Annotated in this window: 18 protein-coding genes; 6 read left to right on the top strand and 12 right to left on the bottom strand. The window is 64.3% G+C overall.

Annotation, left to right across the window (positions count from 1 at the left end; translation table 11 throughout):
- Positions 1 to 28 precede the first annotated feature (28 nt).
- The gene (locus tag BTN82_RS18755) at positions 29 to 1,015 is read left to right on the top strand and encodes a spore coat protein U domain-containing protein (protein WP_075120612.1); all 987 of its coding nucleotides are present in this window, start codon (positions 29 to 31) and stop codon (positions 1,013 to 1,015) included.
- Positions 1,016 to 1,145: 130 nt separating this feature from the next.
- Here BTN82_RS18755 and BTN82_RS18750 read toward each other — a convergent pair whose 3' ends face one another.
- Both BTN82_RS18750 and BTN82_RS18745 read right to left on the bottom strand, forming a co-directional pair.
- The gene (locus BTN82_RS18750; protein WP_075120611.1) at positions 1,146 to 1,898 is read right to left on the bottom strand and encodes an anti-sigma factor family protein; all 753 of its coding nucleotides are present in this window, start codon (positions 1,896 to 1,898) and stop codon (positions 1,146 to 1,148) included.
- Positions 1,895 to 2,401: a sigma-70 family RNA polymerase sigma factor gene (locus BTN82_RS18745; RefSeq protein WP_075120610.1), complete on the bottom strand. Its 507-nt coding sequence runs from the start codon at positions 2,399 to 2,401 to the stop codon at positions 1,895 to 1,897. Before BTN82_RS18745 ends, BTN82_RS18750 begins: the two co-directional genes overlap by 4 nt.
- Before the next feature lie 195 nt (positions 2,402 to 2,596).
- Between BTN82_RS18745 and BTN82_RS18740 the strand changes: the two genes are divergently transcribed.
- Both BTN82_RS18740 and BTN82_RS18735 read left to right on the top strand, forming a co-directional pair.
- Entirely contained in the window at positions 2,597 to 3,682 is a 1,086-nt protein-coding gene (locus tag BTN82_RS18740; protein WP_075120609.1) for a catalase family peroxidase, read from the top strand.
- Positions 3,679 to 4,218, top strand: coding sequence for a cytochrome b (locus tag BTN82_RS18735; RefSeq protein ID WP_075120608.1), 540 nt, complete (start codon positions 3,679 to 3,681; stop codon positions 4,216 to 4,218). Before BTN82_RS18740 ends, BTN82_RS18735 begins: the two co-directional genes overlap by 4 nt.
- Before the next feature lie 93 nt (positions 4,219 to 4,311).
- On the opposite strand, the gene BTN82_RS18730 is transcribed toward BTN82_RS18735, so the two are convergent.
- Complete coding sequence (locus tag BTN82_RS18730; protein WP_075120607.1) at positions 4,312 to 5,499, bottom strand: MFS transporter; 1,188 nt, start codon at positions 5,497 to 5,499, stop codon at positions 4,312 to 4,314.
- A 97-nt stretch (positions 5,500 to 5,596) separates the two neighbouring features.
- On the opposite strand from BTN82_RS18730, the gene BTN82_RS18725 reads away from it, so the two are divergent.
- A complete protein-coding gene (locus BTN82_RS18725; RefSeq protein WP_075120606.1) occupies positions 5,597 to 6,043 on the top strand; it encodes a winged helix-turn-helix transcriptional regulator in 447 nt (148 codons plus the stop codon).
- Between the two features lie 39 nt (positions 6,044 to 6,082).
- Here BTN82_RS18725 and BTN82_RS18720 read toward each other — a convergent pair whose 3' ends face one another.
- Complete coding sequence (locus BTN82_RS18720; RefSeq protein WP_075120605.1) at positions 6,083 to 7,234, bottom strand: M14-type cytosolic carboxypeptidase; 1,152 nt, start codon at positions 7,232 to 7,234, stop codon at positions 6,083 to 6,085.
- Between the two features lie 504 nt (positions 7,235 to 7,738).
- Positions 7,739 to 8,080 carry a DUF6124 family protein gene (locus BTN82_RS18715; RefSeq protein WP_075120604.1) on the bottom strand — a complete coding sequence of 114 codons (342 nt, stop codon included), beginning with the start codon at positions 8,078 to 8,080 and terminating at the stop codon, positions 7,739 to 7,741.
- 130 nt (positions 8,081 to 8,210) lie between these two features.
- On the opposite strand from BTN82_RS18715, the gene BTN82_RS18710 reads away from it, so the two are divergent.
- Positions 8,211 to 8,876 carry a LexA family protein gene (locus BTN82_RS18710; RefSeq protein WP_075120603.1) on the top strand — a complete coding sequence of 222 codons (666 nt, stop codon included), beginning with the start codon at positions 8,211 to 8,213 and terminating at the stop codon, positions 8,874 to 8,876.
- 56 nt (positions 8,877 to 8,932) lie between these two features.
- Here the strand turns inward: BTN82_RS18710 and BTN82_RS18705 are convergent, their stop codons facing one another.
- The 4 genes from BTN82_RS18705 to BTN82_RS18690 all read right to left on the bottom strand — a co-directional run bounded on the left by BTN82_RS18705 (position 8,933) and on the right by BTN82_RS18690 (position 14,586).
- Positions 8,933 to 10,879 (bottom strand): acetyl/propionyl/methylcrotonyl-CoA carboxylase subunit alpha, encoded by a 1,947-nt coding sequence (locus BTN82_RS18705; protein ID WP_075120602.1) that lies wholly within the window; start codon positions 10,877 to 10,879, stop codon positions 8,933 to 8,935.
- Positions 10,879 to 11,694 (bottom strand): gamma-carboxygeranoyl-CoA hydratase, encoded by an 816-nt coding sequence (locus tag BTN82_RS18700; protein WP_075120601.1) that lies wholly within the window; start codon positions 11,692 to 11,694, stop codon positions 10,879 to 10,881. The genes BTN82_RS18705 and BTN82_RS18700 overlap by 1 nt, the downstream gene beginning before the upstream one ends.
- 17 nt (positions 11,695 to 11,711) lie before the next feature.
- Positions 11,712 to 13,316: a carboxyl transferase domain-containing protein gene (locus BTN82_RS18695; RefSeq protein WP_075120600.1), complete on the bottom strand. Its 1,605-nt coding sequence runs from the start codon at positions 13,314 to 13,316 to the stop codon at positions 11,712 to 11,714.
- Between the two features lie 106 nt (positions 13,317 to 13,422).
- Positions 13,423 to 14,586 carry an isovaleryl-CoA dehydrogenase gene (locus BTN82_RS18690; protein ID WP_075120599.1) on the bottom strand — a complete coding sequence of 388 codons (1,164 nt, stop codon included), beginning with the start codon at positions 14,584 to 14,586 and terminating at the stop codon, positions 13,423 to 13,425.
- Positions 14,587 to 14,810: 224 nt separating this feature from the next.
- Between BTN82_RS18690 and BTN82_RS18685 the strand changes: the two genes are divergently transcribed.
- Positions 14,811 to 16,505, top strand: a complete 1,695-nt coding sequence (locus tag BTN82_RS18685; protein WP_075120598.1) for an AMP-binding protein — start codon at positions 14,811 to 14,813, stop codon at positions 16,503 to 16,505.
- 671 nt (positions 16,506 to 17,176) lie between these two features.
- Here BTN82_RS18685 and BTN82_RS18675 read toward each other — a convergent pair.
- The 3 genes from BTN82_RS18675 to BTN82_RS18665 form a co-directional block, all read right to left on the bottom strand.
- The gene (locus BTN82_RS18675; RefSeq protein WP_075120596.1) at positions 17,177 to 18,076 is read right to left on the bottom strand and encodes a hydroxymethylglutaryl-CoA lyase; all 900 of its coding nucleotides are present in this window, start codon (positions 18,074 to 18,076) and stop codon (positions 17,177 to 17,179) included.
- Between the two features lie 143 nt (positions 18,077 to 18,219).
- Entirely contained in the window at positions 18,220 to 18,624 is a 405-nt protein-coding gene (locus tag BTN82_RS18670) for a MerR family transcriptional regulator (protein WP_075120595.1), read from the bottom strand.
- A 155-nt stretch (positions 18,625 to 18,779) separates the two neighbouring features.
- Positions 18,780 to 19,715: a LysR family transcriptional regulator gene (locus BTN82_RS18665; protein WP_075120594.1), complete on the bottom strand. Its 936-nt coding sequence runs from the start codon at positions 19,713 to 19,715 to the stop codon at positions 18,780 to 18,782.
- Positions 19,716 to 19,894: the final 179 nt, after the last annotated feature.

The raw sequence follows: 19,894 nt of genomic DNA, 5'->3' as shown, positions 1-19,894 counted from the left end.
GATTCATGGACGGAATCGGGAGTGGAACATGGAGACGTTGCGTCGTTATGGGGCCCTGGCGCTGTTGCTGGCGGCGCTGTGGTCGGGCCAGGCCCAGGCCCTGTGTTCGGTGGTCAGCACGTCGCCGGCGGGTTTCGGCACCCTCAGTTCGATCCTGGTGCGGACCACCTCGCAGCCGGCGTCCAGTACCAACGCCGGGCTGGCCTGCACCGGCTCGTTGCTGACCCTGCTGGCCACCAACGATCACTTCTACGCCACCATCACCTCTTCGCAGAGCGGCCTTTTGGGGCCGACCGGCGATGTCATCGGCTATACGATCTACGCCAACAACAGCACCAGCTACCCGATTACCCGCGGCGTGCAGTTCGACTTCGCGCGCAACTCCATCGCCGATGTGCTCGGGCTGCTGGGCAGCTCGACCGTGGCCAAGGCCATCCCGCTCTACTTGAGCAGCCTCACCGGCAGCAACGTGGCCGCTGGGGTCTACAGCGAAACCCTGAGCATCGCCTGGAGCTGGAACTACTGCTCAGGCATCGGGGCGCTGGGCATCTGCCTGGGGCGCGATATCGGCAGTGGCGTGGCCAGCCTGACCGTCAACCTGACGGTGGCCAACGACTGCGTGATCACCGCGCCCAATATCAGTTTTGGCAGCGCGCCGGTGATCAGCGCCTTCGCCACGCTCAGCGGGCAGACCATCAACCTTGCCTGCACCAAGGGCAGTGCCTACACCGTAGGCCTGGGCGACGGCCAGCAAGCGCTCAGCGTCGGCGGCCGGCGGCGGATGGTCTCGGGGGGCAATTACCTGGCCTACGACATTTTCAAAAGCGCCGGCACCACCCGTTGGGGCAGCGTGGGCGCGGCGCGGCGCGCCAGTTCCGACGCCGAGGTGAACCCGGGCAACGGCCTGGGCACCGGCAGCCAGGTGTTCAATTTCAACGCGAAGATCTACACCGACCAGGCCACGCCGCCGGCGGGGACCTATATCGACAATGTGGTGCTGGATGTGGGGTTTTAGGGGCGACGGGGAGGCGGCTGTCGCTCGGGTGTCGTGGTGAGGCGTAGATTGTGCGGCCGCTGCGCGACCGAGCGCAGGCTGCGCCAGCGGCTACAGGGAGCGGCGAAGGCCAACGGATCGATGGAGCCGCTCAGAACGTCCGGGTGTCTTGCAGCCATTGCGCCGCCGGCGAGTTCGTCGGGCTGACCATGGCGTAGTTGTAGCCGCTGTCGGACCAGTATTCGGCCCGCAGTTCGCCGTCGCTGCGGCTGCCGCGGGGCAGCAGGTAGTTTTTCGGGCCTGGCGGACGGATGTAGAAACTGATCCGCTGCCCATCCCGGTCCTCGTAGAGCACCATCGCCGCCGGCCCTTGCTCGGTGCTCAGCAGGCGTCCGCTGACTGCCTGGAAGCCGGCCTGGCGCAGGTCTGGCAGGCGTTCGGCCTGGCTGAAGTAACGGTCGAGCCAGGCTTGCATGGCGCTGTTGTCCCGGACCTGGAGGTCGGCCGGCAGCATGCCTTGCTGGGCGAACAGGCGGTAGGCCTGCAAGGCGTCGGTCATCGGTAGCAGGCTGCTGGCCAGGGTCACCTGCCGCGCCTGCCAACCGCCCAGGCCGCCGATGCCGAGGGCGAGTAACAGCAGCGCGGCGTTGGCCAGCTGGCGCCGCGACTGGCGCTTGAGGCGCTGGCGAATCAGCGCCGGGTCCAGCTCGGGGTTGGCCGGTTGTCGCAGGGCGCCGCCGAGGGCCGCGCGCAGCTGTTGCGCGTCCTGTTGCCAGGCCTGGACCTGGGCCGCGAGCTCGGGGTGGCTGCCCAGGTAGGTTTCCAGCAGGCGCCGGTCGCTCTCGCTGAGCTGATGATCGACGTAGGCGTGCAGGTCGCGTTCGTTGGGGGGCAGGCTGATCATTTGAGTATCCGCAAAGAAGGGCTGGTGATTTCGCCGTCGCTGAGCTGGCGCAGGGCCTGGCGCGCGCGCGACAGGCGGGACATCACGGTGCCGGTGGGCACCTCGAGGATGCTCGCGACTTCCTTGTAGCTCAGGCCCTCGACCGAGACCCAGAGCAGCAGCGCGCGCTGCTCGTCGGGCAAGCGGTCGAAGGCCTCCAGGGTCGATTGCGCGACGACGCTGCGCTCCACCGAGGGCTGGGCGTCGTCGCGCCCGGTAAAGAACTCCAGCATGCGGGCATAACGCCGCGAGCGGCGATGGGCGTCGAGAAACTGCCGGTAGAGAATCGCGAACAGCCAGGCGCGCAGGTCGCCCTCGGGGCGTTTCTCGTTCCAGCTCGACAGCGCCCGTTCCAGGCTGGCCTGCACCAGGTCGTCGGCGCTGCTGGGCTGGCGGCTCAGGGACAGGGCGAAGCGCCGCAAGCGGGGGATGATTTCACGCAGCTGTTCATCGATATCGTTCATGGGGTCCTGCGGGGCATCGGCCAGTCACGGGGTTTGGGCAGCGCGCTTGCAATTGTTCGCCTGCCACAGCCAGACGCCCGGCAGCGCAGGTTATTCCCGCGCCCGGAAAATAAATACCGGGGTTTGGGAATAAAGCCTGGCGGGGCTCGTCTGACAGGTCCTTTCCACCTGCGGCCCACGGCCCTGGAGTTATTCATGGTAGATCGTCCTTCACCGCCCGCGGGGGGGCCCTTGAGCGCCGCCAGCCTGTGCCTGCGCCTGGCCGGGATCGGCCTGGTCGTCGCGGCGCTGGCCGGGGCCCTGGCCTATGTACATGGCACTTTCGATCCGCAGCGGCTGACCCCCAAGGCCCTGGTGGACGTGCTGGAGAAAAACAACGGCGTGCATCCGGGCTACCGCCGCAACCACGCCAAGGGCGTCTGCGTGGCCGGTTATTTCGAGAGCAGCGGCGAGGCCCGTTCCTATTCCAGCGCCCAAGTGTTCAACGAGGCGCGCACCCCGGTGGTCGGGCGCTTCGCCTTGCCGGCGGGCAACCCGTATGCGCCCGATGCCAGCGTACCGATCCGCAGCCTGGCACTGCGTTTCACCCAGGCCAACGGCCAGCAGTGGCGTACCGGGATGAACAGCATGCCGGTGTTTCCGGTAGGCACCCCCGAGGCGTTCTATCAGTTGCAGCAGGCCAGCTCGCCGGACCCGGCGACCGGCAAGCCGAACCCGGCCAGCGTGCCGGCGTTTTTCGCTGCTCACCCCGAAGCCATGCCGTTCCTGCAATGGATCAAGGGCGCCAAGCCGTCGGCCAGCTATGCCAGCGAAACCTACAACGGCATCAACGCCTTTTACCTGGTGAGCGCCAGCGGACAACGCCAGGCGGTGCGCTGGGGCGTGGTGCCGTTGACCCAGGATGCCCCCGGCGCGGTGGCCCCGCCAGGCAGCGATTTTCTTGAAAAAGACCTGGTGCAGCGTCTGGCCGCGGGGCCGCTGCGCTGGCGTTTGAACCTCACCCTGGCTGACCCGGGCGATCCGACCGACGACGCCAGCAAGGCCTGGCCGAGCGAGCGCAAGGTCGTCAATGCCGGAACCCTGGTGCTGGAGCGCAGCCAACCGCAGAACGACGGCGATTGCCGCGACATCAACTACGACCCGCTGGTGTTGCCGAGCGGCATTGCCGCGTCCGACGACCCGCTGCTGGCGGCCCGTTCGGCGGCCTACGCCAGCTCCTACCTGCGCCGCACCAGTGAAGTCGATCAATTGCCCGGCACCGCCCAGGAGGCTCGCCCATGAGCGCCCAACCGAACCACTTCGCGCCTCTGGCGCGCCTGCTGCACTGGCTGATGGCGCTGCTGATCGTCGCCATGCTGTTTATCGGCGCCGGCATGGTGGCCTCGGTGTCCGCGCGCCACGAATGGCTGCTCCACCTGCACAAGCCGCTGGGCATCGCCATTCTGCTGCTGGTGATCGTGCGTCTGTTCGTGCGCTTCGCCACCCGGCAGCCGCCGTTGCCGGCCGACCTGCCGCGCTGGCAGGTGCTCGCGGCCAAGGCTTCTCATGTACTGCTGTACGCGCTGATGCTGGTCTTGCCGCTGTTGGGTTGGGCGATGATTTCGGCGGCGGGCGACCCGGTGATGCTCACCAGCTCCCTGCAGTTGCCGTCGATCCTGCCGGCCAATGCCTCGCTGTTCGCCGCGTTGCGCAAAGCCCACGGCGTTCTCGCCTACCTGCTGTTCCTGACGGTGTTGCTGCACCTGGCGGCGGCGCTGTTCCATGGCTGGGTGCGCCGGGACGGGGTGCTGGAGAGCATGCTGCGGGGCAAGGATTGAGGGTGACGGGAGAGTCGAGGATTGATCGCGAGCAAGCTCGCTCCTACACAAAAGCAGCGCATTGCGGCCCTGTAGGAGCGAGCTTGTTCGCGATCAGGATTTCATGCTCCACCACCAATACCCCAGCGCCACGCCATTGATCGCGGCACCGAGCAGGCACACCCCCGTCCAGCCTGCCCAGGCGTACAGGGCCGTGGCGCCGATCGAACCGCTGGCGCTGCCGATCGAATAGAACAGCATGTACCCCGCGGCCAGGCGGCTCTGGGCTTCGGGGCGGGTGCTGTAGATCAGGCTCTGGCTGGTGACATGCACCGCCTGCAACCCCAGGTCGAAGACGATCACCCCCAGCAACAGCGCCCAGAGCGACGACTGGGTGTAGGCGATCGGCAACCAGGACACCAGCATCAGGCTCAGCGCCAGGCCGCTGGTCCACTGGCCCAGGCCGCGGTCGGCCAGCCGCCCGGCACGCGCCGCGCCCAGGGCCCCGGCCGCGCCGGCAAGGCCAAAGAGGCCGACCTCGGTGTGCGACAACGACAGCGGCGGGGCGCTCAGGGGCAGTACCAGCGGGGTCCATAACACCGTCCCGGCAGCGAAGATCAGCATCGCCAGCACCGCGCGGTCGCGCAGTACCTTTTCTTCGCGGAACAGGCCGAACAGCGAGCGGATCAACTGAGCGTAGCTGTGCAGGGCGGCTGGCTGCTCGACCTTGGGCAGCACCCGCCACAACAGCAGCGCCATGAGCAGGGTCAGCCCGGCCGACAGCAGGTACACCGAGCGCCAGCCGGCCAGGTCGGCCATGGTGCCTGAGACGGTACGCGCCAGCAGGATCCCCAGCACGATGCCGCTGGTCACGCTGCCCACCACTTGGCCACGCATGCCGGGCGCCGCCAGGTTCGCGGCGTAGGCCACCAGCACCTGGGTCACCACCGCCAGCAGTCCGGTCAGGGCCATGCCCAGCAGCAACCAGCTGCTGTCCGTCGCCAGGGCCACCATCAGCAGCGCGCCGACCGACAAGGTCATCTGGCCGACGATCAGGCGTCGTCGGTTCAGCAGGTCGCCCAGCGGCACCAGGAACACCAGGCCGAGGCCGTAGCCGACCTGGGTCAGGGTGATCACCAGGCCGATGGTCGCCGCCGGCATGTCCAGGCTATGAGCCATGGCATCGAGCAGGGGTTGGGCGTAATACACGTTGCCCACCGCCAGCCCGCAGGCCAGGGCGAAGAGCAGCACGACCGGCGCCGAGAGCGTGGCGACGGGTAAAGGGGCGATGGCGGCGGTCATGCTCGGCTCCGTGATTTGTGGTTGCTTTATGAAACCAGTTGTACGGTAGTGACGTTGGTTTTATATTGCAACCACTTTTCTGCCGCGAGTCAGCATCATGGTCAAACGCACAAGCCTGGAAGGCGCCGAATGCCCGGTGGCCCGTTCGCTGGACGCGATCGGCGACTGGTGGTCGCTATTGATCGTGCGCGATGCCTTCGACGGCATCCGCCGCTTCAGCGAGTTCCAGCGCAACCTGGGGATGGCCAAGAACATCCTCGCCGCACGCCTGCGGACCCTGGTGGCGCACGGGATCTTCGAGGTGGTGCCGGCGTCCGACGGCAGCGCCTACCAGGAATACGTGCTGACGGAGAAGGGCAACGGCCTGTTCAACCTGATCATCGGCTTGCGGCAGTGGGGCGAGGCGTATTTCTACGAGGCGGGGGAGGCGCATTCGCTGATGGTCGACCGCCAGCAGGGGCAGCCGGTGCGGCCGCTGGAACTGCGCTCGGCGGACGGGCGTCTGCTTGGCCCCGAGGATTGCCGGCGGGTGCCCGTGGAGTAGTGGCTGGCTGCGGGCCGATCCGCAGCCAGCGCAGCAGGTTCAGCGCAGGACGCCGACCATGTCGGCCACGGTGCTGAGCACGTCCTTGCCCAATTGCATCGAGCGTTTGCCGGACCAGCCGGTGAGCGGGTTGGGGTTGTCGTCGTGGTCCTTGAACGGCATCTCCAGGGTCAGCGACAGGCAATCGAACTTCTCGCCGACGCTGTTGCAGGCCAGGGTCATGTTGGCTTCGCCGGGTTTGTCCCTGGTGTAGCCGTGGGTGGTCTGGAAGTCCCGGGTCTGGTGTTTCAGGTGGCTGCGAAAATGCTCCTCGAGCTGGGCCAGCCGCGGCGTGTAACCGGGGTTGCCTTCACAGCCGGCGGTGAATACATGGGGGATTTCCTCGTCGCCGTGCACGTCGAGGAACAGGTCGACGCCGTACGTTTCCATCTGCTGCTGGACGAACAGCACTTCCGGGCTGAGTTCCTGGCTGGCGCTTTGCCAGGCGCGGTTCAGGTCCTGGCCCATGGCGTTGGTGCGCAGGTGGCCGTGGAAGGCGCCGTCGGGGTTCATGTTCGGTACCAGGTACAGGTCGGCGCTGGCCAGCAGCCGGTTCAGCTCGGCGTCGTCGCGCTGCTGCAGGCGTTCGATCACGCCTTCCATGAACCATTCGGCCATGTGTTCGCCGGGGTGCTGCTGGGCGATGATCCAGACCTTGCGCTGGCCTTCGCCGCCGTTGCCTTTGCGCAGCAGCTGGATGTCGCGACCCTCGACGCTTTTGCCGGTGGCCAGCAGCTCGGTGCCGGCCTTGTTCAGCGCCTGCTCGATCAGCCAGTCATGCCGGCCGCGGCTATAGGGTTCGAAGTAGGCGAACCAGGCGTGGGTCTGGGTGGCTTCGAGGCAGAAACGCAGGGAGTCGCCTTCGAAAATCGTCGGCACGCGAAACCAGTTGACGTGGTCGTAGGAGGCGACTGCCTGATAACCGGTCCAAGCCTTGTTGTAGGAGGATTTGCTCGCGTTGCTCAGGCGGAACCAGTGTTCCTGGCCGACATGCAGGCCGCTGGCCTTGAAATGAAACCACTGGAAATGTGCGCTGCGGGTGTCGGGCTTGATGGCCAGCAAGACCTGGGACGGGTTGCTGGAGTCCAGTACTTCGATGTTGCCGCTGTCGAAATTGGCAGAGATTTGAAACGAACTTTGGGCCACGGTCATCTTCCTGATCAGGATTTTTATGGCCGTTACTGTAGCAAGGTGGGGAATGACAGGGGCGCAATTTCAGCGGGAGGGGGGCGTCGTCCGTGACGCGAAAGCAGCTTAGAAGCTATGCGATTGATTCTCAAGCGCTGTTTTTTTATTTTGCGAGCCGTTGCAGTGGGCGTCGGCTTGCAATGAGGCATTCTTTTGCTATCATCGCCGCCAATTTCAGCGGTACCCAGTCTTCATTAGCCTGAAGCCAAGCCAGAAAAACTGGCAGAAAAAAAAGACCCGGCAAAAAGCCGGGTCAAAAACCGTGATTAGCCTGATGAGGAGATAATCCAAGAGTCCGACCTAAGGTCTCTTGGGTTATCAACTGATCTCGCGACCAGTTGCTTGCAATAATAATCATTATCATTTGCAAGTCAAATGTTTTTCTTCGCCCAATAGAAAAAATTTCCTTTCTCGCGTCCCATGGCTTGTTCAGCGGGCGGTTGAGCCGTGGGCGAGTCCTGCTATTGCTCATTCCTGACGGTGGCTGTCCAGCGACCGGTCTACCAACGCCTTGGCCATGTCGATCATGTGCACCACGGAAAACGCCAGGTCGCGACGGGTCCCGCGCAGGTGGTCGGCCGCCTCGTAGGCGCTGGCCGCGGCGCAGCGCAGCAGGTCGGAGGCATGGATCATCGCTTCCTCGCCGCTGATGTTGTGTTTGATCTCGAAGAATTTCTCGTCGAGGGCCGATTCTGAAACAACCGGTTTCAAGTAATAGTCCATGGCCCGGCGGGCGGCTTCGCTGTCCTTGAGGGCGCCGAAGTCGAGGTCGGTTTCCAGTTCCGGGGCGTCTTTGCTGATGCTGTTCATGGGCGGTTCCATCCTTTGACGTGGAATGAGAGGGTCTGAAGAATGGTAATACTTAATGTATTTGTGACTAGGTTTCAAATACTACAAGTTGTGTGTTGAGGGGCGGAATACACAACGTATTGTTCCGCCCATGGACAAATGGATCGAGTTGGTTAAATCCAACATGAAGGACCGCAAGGTCACACAAGAAAGGCTCGCGGAACGCCTGGGCATGTCCCAGGGCGGCATCGGCCACTGGCTGAGCAAACGGCGCCAGCCAAAGCTCGAAGACATGAACCGCGTGCTGGAAGAAATCGGCCTGGGTTTCCTCGAGGTGGCGCTGGTGATCCGCGAGAAGCCCCAGGTGGATGACGAGGGCCAACTGCTGCTGGAAGGGCCCTCGGCGGTGCAGAAATACAACCCGTACTTCCGCTACCCGGTCAGCGACTGGCGGGGCGTTGGCGAGGTTCGCGAGGCCGGTGGCGCAGGCTACGCCGGTCAGCGCTACGAACTGTCCGACTACCAGGCCGAAGGCTCGGCGTTCTGGCTGGTCGTGGTGGGCGACGCGATGCTTGCCCCGAGCGGTCTGAGCATCGCCCAGGACATGTTGATCCTGGTCGATCCGGCGGTGGAGGCGGTGCCTGGCAAGCTGGTGATCGTGCAATGCCCGGGCAGTACCGAAGCGATTTTCCGCAAGCTGGTGGAGGAGGGCGGGCAGCGTTATCTGATGCCGCTCAATCCGACTTACCCGAAGGCTCTTTACAGCGATGAGTGTCGGATTATTGGTGTAGTGGTGCAGGCTACCGCTAAATTCTGACGTAAAAATACGATCGCTCCCGGAATGCCGCGGGAGCGATCTTTTCCCTCAAGAGCTTATTCCAGCTCTACCAGGGCACTTCCCTCACTGACCATTTCGCCTTCCTGGCAATACAGCGCCTTGACCACCCCCGTTTGCGGTGCGCGGATGCTGTGTTCCATCTTCATCGCCTCCAGTACCACCAGTTGTGCCCCGGCCTCGACGCTTTGCCCGGCTTGCACCAGGACCCGCACGATGCTGCCGTTCATGGGCGCGGTCAGGCCGCCTTGATGGCTGTGGCTGGCCTCTACCGCGGCGATCGGGTTGTAGACCGTGACGCAGCGCATTTCGCCCTGCCACTGCAGGTACAGGCTGTCGCCCTGGCGAATCGCCCGGTGCTGCTGGCGCAACCCTTTATGGTCGATCGACAGTTGTTCGCCGCGCAGGACGATGGCCGACTCGCTGGCCTTCAGCGTGATCGCCCGGTCCTGTCCTTCGCATTCCAGGTGCAGCGCGGTTTCCCGCGGCAGGCCGATGCGCAGTCCGCTGGCCTTGGCCCAGGGCGAATGGCGGTCATCGGCGCGCGCCTGTGCAGGCTGGCTTTGGGCGAACGCTTGGGCGGCGGCCTGCCAGAACTCGTCGTCCAGGGTGGTCGCCGGCGGCAGCAACTGGTCTTGATAGCGCGGGATAAACCCGGTATCCAGCTCGGCGGCGGCGAAGGCCGGGTGGGCGACGATGCGCCGCAGGAACGCCAGGTTGGTCTTCAGCCCGCCGATGGCGAACTCGTCGAGCATGCCCAGCAGGCGCAAACGGGCCTGCTCGCGGTTTTCGCCCCAGGCAATCAGCTTGCCGAGCATCGGGTCGTAGAACGGCGACACGCTGTCGCCTTCCTCGACGCCGCTGTCGACCCGCCGGCCAGGGCCCGCCGCCGACTCGCGATACAGGTTCAGGCGCCCGGTGGCCGGGAGAAAGTCATTGCCCGGGTCTTCGGCGTACAGCCGCACCTCGATCGCATGGCCGAGCAGCGGCACTTGTTCCTGGCTGATCGGCAGCGCTTCGCCCTGGGCCACGCGGATCTGCCAGGCCACCAGGTCCAGCCCGGTAATGGCTTCGGTGACCGGATGCTCCACTTGCAGGCGGGTGTTCATTTCCATGAAGAAGAATTCGCCGCGCGAATCCAGGAGGAATTCCACGGTGCCGGCGCCGACGTAACCGATGGCCTGGGCCGCGCGTACCGCGGCTTCGCCCATGGCCCGGCGCTGCTCGACGCTCAGGCCGGGGGCTGGGGCTTCCTCGACGACTTTCTGGTGGCGGCGCTGGATCGAGCAGTCGCGTTCGTTGAGGTACAGGCAGTTGCCGTGCTGGTCGGCGAAGACCTGGATCTCCACGTGGCGCGGCTTGAGCACGTACTTTTCCACCAGCATCCGCGAGTCGCCGAAGGACGACTGCGCTTCGCGCTGGGCCGAGGCCAGGGCTTCGCCCAACTGGCTGACGTCTTCCACTACTTTCATGCCCTTGCCGCCGCCGCCGGCGGTGGCCTTGAGCAGTACCGGGTAACCGATGCGTTCGGCGGCGACGCGGAAGGTTTCCAGGTCCTGGGCTTCGCCGTGGTAACCCGGGACCAGCGGCACGCCGGCGGTTTCCATCAGGGCCTTGGCCGCCGACTTGCTGCCCATGGCGTCGATGGCCGAGGCGGGCGGGCCAAGGAAGATCAGGCCGGCGGCTTCGATGGCGCGGGCGAAGCCGGCGTTTTCCGAGAGAAAGCCGTAGCCCGGGTGGATCGCCTGGGCGCCGCTGGCCTTGGCGGCGGCGATCAGTTTGTCGATCTGCAGGTAGCTGTCGGCGGCCTTGCTGCCGCCCAGGTCGACTCGCAGGTCGGCTTCGCGGCTGTGGCGGGCGTCACGGTCGGTGGCGCTGTGCACGGCCACGGTGGTCAGGCCCAGGGCCTTGGCGGTACGCATCACGCGGCAGGCGATCTCGCCGCGGTTGGCCACCAGCAGAGTGGTCAGGACAGGGGCGCTCATCAACGCGACTCCTTGGTGGTCGGGGCGGACTGCCAGCTCGGCGGACGTTTCTCCAGGAAGGCGCGCAAGCCTTCCTGGCCTTCGGGGCTGACGCGGATGCGGGCAATGGCGTTTTCGCAGTAGCGGCGCAGGGCCGGGGTCAGGGCGCCGTTGCCGACTTCGCGCAGCAGGTCCTTGCTGGCGCGCATGGCGTGCGGGCTATTGAGCAGCAGGTTGTCGATCCACAACGCAACGTTCTGCTCCAGTTCGGCCGCCGGGTAGCTTTCCGAGAGCAGGCCGATTTCCCGGGCCTGCTGGCCGCTGAAACGCTCGGCGGTCAGGGCATAGCGCCGCGCCGCGCGCTCGCCGATGGCCTGTACCACGAACGGGCTGATCACCGCCGGGGCCAGGCCGATGCGCACTTCCGACAGGCAGAACTGCGCGTCGTCGGCGCCGATGGCCATGTCGCAGCAACCGATCAGGCCCAGGGCGCCGCCGAAGGCCGCGCCTTGCACCACGGCTAGGGTCGGGACCTTCAGCTTGGCCAGGTTGTACATCAGTTCGGCCAGCTCGCGGGCGTCATCGAGGTTGGTGTTGTAGTCCAGCTCCGCCGATTGCTGCATCCAGGCCAGGTCGGCGCCGGCGCTGAAGTGCCGGCCGCGGCCGCGCACCAGCAAGAAACGCAGGCCCGGGTCGCTTTGCACCTGGTCCAGGGCAAGGATCAGTTCGCGGATCATTTCGGCGTTGAAGGCGTTGTTCTTGTCCTCGCGGCTGAGCCACAGGGTGGCGAAACCACGAGGGTCCTTCAGCAGTTCCAGGGTGTTGAAGTCGTTCATGTCAGTCTCGCGCAGGATTACATGCGGAACACGCCGAAGCGGCTCGGTTCGATAGGGGCGTTGAGGGACGCGGACAAGGCCAGCGCCAGCACGTCGCGGGTCTGCGCCGGGTCGATGACGCCGTCGTCCCACAGCCGGGCGCTGGAGTAATACGGATGGCCCTGGTGCTCGTACTGATCGAGGATCGGCTGCTTGATCTCGGCTTCCTGGGCGGCGCTGAACGCCTGTCCGCCGCGTTCGGCCTGCTCGCGCTTGACCTGCACCAGCACCCCGGCGGCCTGTTCGGCGCCCATCACGCCAATCCGCGCGTTGGGCCACATCCACAGGAAACGCGGGTCGTAGGCGCGCCCGCACATGCCGTAGTTACCGGCGCCGAAGCTGCCGCCGATGATCACCGTGAACTTCGGCACCTTGGCGCAGGCCACGGCAGTCACCAGTTTGGCGCCGTGCTTGGCGATGCCGCCGGCTTCGTATTTCTGCCCGACCATAAAGCCGGTGATGTTCTGCAGGAACAGCAGCGGAATGCCGCGCTGGCAGGCCAGTTCGATGAAGTGCGCGCCTTTCTGCGCGGCCTCGGCGAAGAGGATGCCGTTGTTGGCGAGGATGGCGATCGGGTAGCCGTGCAGGTGGGCGAAGCCGCACACCAGGGTGGTGCCGAACAGGGCCTTGAACTCATCGAAGACCGAACCGTCCACCAGCCGCGCGATGACTTCGCGCACGTCGAAAGGTTGCTTGGCGTCCGCCGGAATCACCCCGTACAGCTCGTCGCTGGCATACAGCGGAGCGATGGGGGCGCGTTGCTGCAGCTCGCCCTGTTTGCGCCAGTTGAGGTTGGCCACGCTGCGCCGGGCCAGGGCCAGGGCATGTTCGTCGCTGTCGGCATAATGGTCGGCGACGCCGGAAATCTTGCAGTGCACATCGGCGCCACCGAGGTCTTCGGCGCTGACCACTTCGCCGGTGGCGGCCTTCACCAGCGGCGGGCCGGCAAGGAAGATGGTGGCTTGCTCGCGGACCATGATCGCTTCGTCGGCCATGGCCGGCACATAGGCGCCGCCGGCGGTGCAGGAACCCATGACCACGGCGATCTGCGGGATGCCCTGGGCGCTCAAGTTGGCCTGGTTGAAGAAGATCCGCCCGAAGTGTTCGCGGTCGGGGAACACTTCGTCCTGGCGCGGCAGGTTGGCGCCGCCGGAGTCCACCAGGTAGATGCAGGGCAGACGGTTCTGCTGGGCGATGGTCTGGGCGCGCAGGTGTTTTTTCACCGTTAGCGGGTAGTAGGAACCGCCTTTCACCGTGGCGTCGTTGGCCACGATCATGCATTCGACGCCCTCCACCCGGCCGATGCCGGCAATCACCCCGGCGGCCGGCACGTCTTCGCCATACACCTGATAGGCCGCCAGCTGGCTGATTTCGAGGAAGGGCGAGCCCGGGTCGAGCAGGCGGTTGATGCGTTCGCGGGGCAGCAGCTTGCCGCGTGAGGTGTGCCGTTCCTGGGCCTTGGCGCCACCGCCTTGCTGGACCTGGGCGAGCAGGGTGTGCAGGGCGTCGACCTGGGCCGCCATGGCGGCCGCGTTCTGCGCGAACTCTGGTGATTTTGGGTTGAGCTGAGACTTCAGAATCATTGGGGCTCCCAGCGCAGCTCGAAGCGACATGCTTCAAGCTGCAAGAGTCAATCGGCGTTACGGCAGTTATGGCTTGCCGCTTGTAGCTCGCAACGTGCAGTTGCTCCTACTTCGTTTCGTTGAACAGTTCGCGGCCGATCAGCATGCGGCGGATTTCGCTGGTGCCGGCGCCGATCTCGTACAGCTTGGCGTCACGCAGCAGGCGGCCGGCGGGGAATTCGTTGATGTAGCCGTTGCCGCCGAGAATCTGGATCGCGTCCAGGGCCATCTGGGTGGCGCGTTCGGCGCTGTAGAGGATCACCCCGGCGGCGTCCTTGCGGGTGGTTTCGCCGCGCTCGCAGGCCTGGGCCACGGCATACAGGTAGGCGCGGCTGGCGTTGAGCTGGGTGTACATGTCGGCGATCTTGCCCTGGATCAGCTGGAATTCGCCGATGCTCTGGCCGAATTGCTTGCGGTCGTGGATATAGGGCACCACCAAGTCCATGCAAGCCTGCATGATCCCGGTCGGGCCGCCGGAGAGCACCACGCGCTCGTAGTCCAGGCCGCTCATCAGGACTTTCACGCCGCCGTTGAGCATGCCAAGGATGTTTTCTTCCGGCACCTCCACGTCATCGAAGAACAGCTCGCAGGTGTTGGAGCCGCGCATGCCCAGCTTGTCGAACTTGTTGCTGCGGCTGAAGCCTTTCCAGTCGCGCTCGACGATGAACGCGGTGATGCCGTGGGGGCCCTTTTCCAGGTCGGTCTTGGCGTAGATCACGTAGGTGTTGGCGTCCGGGCCGTTGGTGATCCAGGTCTTGCTGCCGTTGAGCACGTAGCGGTCGCCACGTTTGTCGGCGCGCAGTTTCATCGAGACCACATCGGAGCCGGCGTTGGGTTCGCTCATGGCCAGGGCGCCGATATGTTCGCCGCTGATCAGCTTGGGCAGGTACTTGCTCTTCTGTTCGTGGTTGCCGTTGCGGTTGATCTGGTTGACGCAGAGGTTGGAGTGGGCGCCGTAGGAGAGGGCGACCGAAGCCGAGCCGCGGCTGATTTCTTCCATGGCCACCACGTGGGCCAGGTAACCCAGGCCGGCGCCGCCGTATTCTTCCGGCACGGTGATGCCCAAGAGGCCCATGTCGCCGAATTTGCGCCACATGTCGGCGGGGAACAGGTTGTCGACGTCGATCTGTGCCGCCCGGGGCGCCAGCTCGGCCTTGACGAAGGCCTGTACCTGGTCGCGGAGCATGTCGATGGTTTCGCCGAGGGCAAAGTTCAGGGTCGGATAGCTCATGGGGGCACCTTCAAACTTGTTTTTATTAAGGGAGTCGGGCTGTGGAGAGCGGGTGTTCCAGCTCTCACCTTTACGTTAACGTAAGCCTGCGACGGGTGGCTGTCAATCACCCTTTACGTAAACGTCAACTTGCGCCAGAGTAGGGGCGCTTTCGCTGGGGGCCAGGCTCCTTCGCTACATGCCTGGCTCATGCTTGCCCACTAATAAAGACAATAGGGGTCGTCATGGATCAACCCGCATCCGCGCCGGGGCGCAGCTATACCCGCGGCACGCAGGACAAGGCTTTGCTGGCGCTGACCATCGGTCAGGCGTTCGATCGTACGGTCGCGTCATACCCCCGGGGCGAAGCCCTGGTCGTGCGCCACCAGCAGTTGCGTTACAGCTGGCAGCAACTGGCCGAAGCCGTCGACCTGCATGCCCGGGCGCTGCTGGCCCTGGGGCTCAGGACCGGCGATCGGCTGGGCATCTGGGCGCCCAACTGCGCGCAGTGGTGCATCAGCCAGTTCGCCAGCGCAAAGATCGGCGCGATCCTGGTGAACATCAACCCGGCGTATCGCAGTTCCGAGCTGGAGTACGTGCTCAAGCAGTCTGGCTGCCAGTGGTTGGTGTGTGCCGGGGCGTTCAAGACCTCCGACTACCACGCCATGCTCCAGGGCCTGGCGCCCGAGCTGGCGCAGCAGCCCATCGGCCAGTTACAGAGCGAACGCCTGCCGGACTTGCGCGGCGTGATCAGCCTCGATGGGCAGCCGCCCGCGGGCTTTCTGCCCTGGTCGCAACTGGCCGATCTGGGGGCGGGGGTCAGCGTCGAGGCGCTGCGCGAACGCCAGGACAGCCTGGACCCCGACCAGGCGGTGAACATCCAGTACACCTCCGGCACCACCGGTTTTCCCAAGGGCGCGACCCTCAGTCACTACAACATCCTCAACAACGGCTACATGGTCGGCGAGAGCCTGGGCCTGGGTCACGAGGATCGCCTGGTGATCCCGGTGCCGCTGTATCACTGTTTCGGCATGGTCATGGGCAACCTGGGCTGCGTGACCCACGGCACCACCATGATCTACCCCAACGATGCCTTCGACCCGCTGCTGACCCTGAGCGCCGTGGCCGAGGAAAAAGCCACCGGGCTCTACGGCGTGCCGACCATGTTCATCGCCATGCTCGATCAGCCCCGGCGGGCCGAGTTCGACCTGTCGAGCCTGCGCACCGGGATCATGGCCGGGGCCACCTGTCCGATCGAGGTGATGCGCCGGGTCATCAGCGAGATGCACATGAGCGAAGTACAGATCGCCTACGGCATGACCGAAACCAGCCCGGTGTCGTTGCAGACCGGGCCGGCGGACGAACTCGAACTGCGGGTGACCACGGTCGGGCGCACTCAGCCGCAACTGGAAAGCAAGATCATCGACGAGGCAGGCAATGTCGTACCGCGCGGCACCATCGGCGAGCTGTGCACCCGCGGTTACAGCGTGATGCTCGGTTACTGGAACAACCCGCAGGGCACCGCGGAGGCCATCGACCCGGCGGGCTGGATGCATACCGGCGACCTGGCGACCATGAGCGAACAGGGGTACGTATGCATCGCCGGGCGTAACAAGGACATGATCATCCGCGGCGGCGAAAACATTTATCCGCGGGAGCTGGAGGAGTTCTTCTTCACCCACCCGGCGGTGGCCGATGTGCAGGTGATCGGCATTCCATGCTCGAAATACGGTGAGGAGATCGTCGCCTGGATCAAGTTCCATCCCGGCCACGCAGCCAGCGAAGGGGAGTTGCAGGCCTGGTGCAAGGAGCGCATCGCGCACTTCAAGACCCCGCGTTACTTCAAGTTCGTCGAGGAGTTCCCGATGACCGTGACCGGCAAGATCCAGAAGTTCAGGATGCGCGAAATCAGCATCGAGGAACTGCACGGACGTACCTGATATTTTCTGCGGTGTGACGGATGGCGTCATCGCGAGCAAGCTCGCTCCTACAAGGGCCGATGGTCCGCCTGTAGGAGCGAGCTTTGAAGGCCGGGCGGGAAAAGGTAAACGCCGGAAAGCACAAAGGGGAGCCGAAGCTCCCCTTTAATTTTGTCGTTGCGTGCTCTTTTTTTATTATTGAGGGGCGGTCTGTTGTTGTTTTTGGCAACCGTTACCCTTTACCGCTGTTTTTGGCGATCCCCATCCGGGATCAAGAGCAAACGTATTTTTTTGAGCGCTGATCTATTTTCTCGCGTGAGCGACCAACCAGTTCGGGAGCTACCTTGGGGTAGTTTTATTGTTCTCTGCCCGGTTGCGGGTGGCTCTTGTTGTTGAAGACACCCTGGAAAACACATCCTCTCCAAAAAAATCTGTTAGCTGCGTCTCTGCCGTGTTGTTTTTGTTATGTCAGAGTCGTTTCGTCTTATTTTTATTAGCTTTGCTGCTTTTTATTCTTGTTATGCCAGAGATATAGCAGTTGCCGTGCCAACTTTTTAAAATCGTTTAAAATCAATGACTTGATAAAATTTGCGTTGCATCTGTACCGCTAGAAAATCGACAAACTGTTTCCGTGTTACCCGTTTCGGCCGTTTGCCAGAGCACTCGGTAACACCCTGCGACAGGTTTGCCCCTCAACCCGGGTAACGGGCCTTGGCGACGCGCGAGCCGGTGGCGCGCCCCAGTACGGAGCAGATCTGCTGGCCGGCGAGGATCAACTGTTCCATGTCGATGCCGGTCTGGATGCCCAGGCCGTTCAGCAGGTACAGCACGTCTTCACTGGCGACGTTACCGCTGGCGCCCTTGGCATAGGGGCAGCCGCCCAGCCCGGCGATGGAACTGTCGAACACCGCGATACCTTCCAGCAGGCTGGCGTAGATGTTCGCCAGGGCCTGGCCATAGGTGTCGTGGAAGTGCCCGGCGAGTTTTTCCCGGGGGACATGGGCGCCGACTACCTCGAACATCCGCCGGGTAGCGCCAGCGGTGCCGGTGCCGATGGTGTCGCCCAGGGACACTTCGTAGCAGCCCATGGCGTATAACTCGCGCGCTACCGCAGCGACCTGTTCCGGCGCCACCGTGCCTTCGTAAGGGCAGCCCAGCACGCAGGAGACGTAACCGCGCACGGTAACGCCCTGTTGCTTCGCCGCTTCCATGATCGGCACGAAGCGCTCCAGGCTCTCGCTGATGGAACAATTTATATTGCGCTGGGAGAAGGCTTCGGAGGCGGCGGCGAACACCGCGACTTCCTTGACCCCGGCGGCCAGGGCGTCCTCGAAGCCGCGCAGGTTCGGGGCCAGGGCGCCGTAGGTGACCCCCGGCTGGCGCTGGATCTGCGCGAACACCTCGGCCGACCCGGCCATCTGCGGCACCCATTTGGGCGAGACGAAACTACCGACTTCTATATAACCGAGTCCGGCGGCGCTCAGGGCATCCACCAGGCGTACCTTGTCGGCGACGCTGATGGGTTGGGCTTCGTTCTGCAAGCCGTCGCGAGGACCGACTTCGACCAGGCGGACATGAGTGGGGAGGGACATGGGGCTTTACCTTTATATGTAGGGCCGCCGATGTAGCCGCTGCCGCAGGCTGCGATCGGCGACGAAGTCGTCGTAAAACCAGGCGCTGGGGGCTGTCTGGAAGAGTGCGTGGCGGTCGCCGGCCTGGGGCTGCTGGACGGTGATTATTGCGCGCTGCTTCGCTGGCTCTTGATGGTCTGCTCCAGCGCCTGGGTGCAGCGCTCTTCGGCGGTGTCCAGTTCCAACTTCATCTGTTCGATGTCCAGCAACTGCTGTTCCAGCTGTTCGCGGCGCTCGGCGATTTTCGCCAGCATGCTGTGCAATTGCTTCAGGTTGCCGCTGGAAGGGTCGTAGAGCTCGATCAGTTCGCGGCACTCGGCCAGCGAAAAGCCGATGCGCTTGCCGCGCAGGATCAGCTTCAGGCTGACCTTGTCCCGGGGCGAGTAAATGCGTTCCTGGCCACGGCGTTCGGGGGCGAGCAGGCCTTGTTCTTCATAGAAGCGGATAGCCCGGGTGGTGATATCGAGTTCGCGGGCGAGGTCGGAAATGCTGTAGGTCTGGCTGCTCATGGAGGCGCTCGAAAAAGGTCTTGGCGCTAAGCTAATTCGAGGTTGACGTATACGTCAAGGACGATGCGCTGGTGGCGTAGCATGGATTATTCGCGAGCCCGCTCGCTCCTGCAGGGGCCTTGTCGCCTTGCAGGTGCGAGCCGGCGCGCGATCATTCACCCGGCCGGTTGTTCCAGCTTCTTCTCATGGGCCATCACCTGCTGGGCCAGCTCGATCATCTGCTCGCGCATCCAGCGGTTGGCCGGGTCCTGGTCGGTGCTTTCGTGCCAGTAGAGGTGGGTTTCCAGCGGCGGCACATCGTTGACCGGCAGGTGGAACGCCTGCAGGTCATGGCGCCGGGCGAAGCGCTCCGGCACGGTCATGACCATGTCGGTCTGTTGCAGCACTTGCGAAGCCATCAGGTAATGCTGGGAGCGCAGGGCGATCTTGCGCTGGATGCCCATCTTGCCCAGCGACAGGTCGATATAGCCCAGGCCGCTGCGGCGGCTGGAAATATGGATATGGGTCAGCGACAGGTAGTCGTCGAGGCTGAGTTTGTCCTTGTTCGCCAGGGGGTGGCTCTTGCGCATGGCGCACACGTAGCGGTCTTCCATCAACTTGACGTGGCGCACTTGCGGGTCGGTATTGAGCGGGGCGTCGACGGCGAAATCCAGGCGACCGGCGGCCAGTTCCTTGGTGGTTTCCCGGCGCTTGGACAAGAAGCTCTCGATGATCACCGTGGGCGCCAGGCGCCGCAGGCGCTGGAACAGCGGCGGCAGGATCACCGCCTCGATCAGGTCGGTCATGCTGATACGGTAGGTCTTGACCGCTTGCAGGGGGTTGAAGATGCGGCTTTCCTGCACCGAGACCCGCAGCAGCGAAAGGGCATTGCGCACCGGCCCGATGATGTTCTGCGCCATGGGGGTGGGCACCATGCCTTGGGCGGTGCGCACGAACAGCGGATCGTTGAACGTCTCGCGCAGGCGGGCCAGGGCATTGGACACCGCGGGCTGGGTAATGCCGACGATCTGCCCGGCGCGGGTCAGGTTGGCTTCGGTGTAGATCGCGTCGAAGACGATGAAAAGGTTGAGGTCGACCTTGCTCAGATTCATTGCGCTGCACTCTTATTGTTAGGGCGATGGTTAGAGGCTGATTGCCAGGGCTGGGCTGCTTCGATTCGTCGATCATATATCGGTGATGAATGTTAATACACGCCGAGAATAGGCTAGGTAAATTTTCGTAAGCTGATCTAGCATCGGTTCCATGCCCTCAACCACCTCGTCTAGAAGGT

It is taken from the genome of Pseudomonas chlororaphis, assembly GCF_001921865.1.
In the GTDB taxonomy this organism is placed as follows: Bacteria; Pseudomonadota; Gammaproteobacteria; order Pseudomonadales; family Pseudomonadaceae; genus Aquipseudomonas; species Aquipseudomonas chlororaphis_D.
Note: the sequence above shows the minus strand (reverse complement) of the source record. Positions and strands in the feature narration are given on the sequence as shown.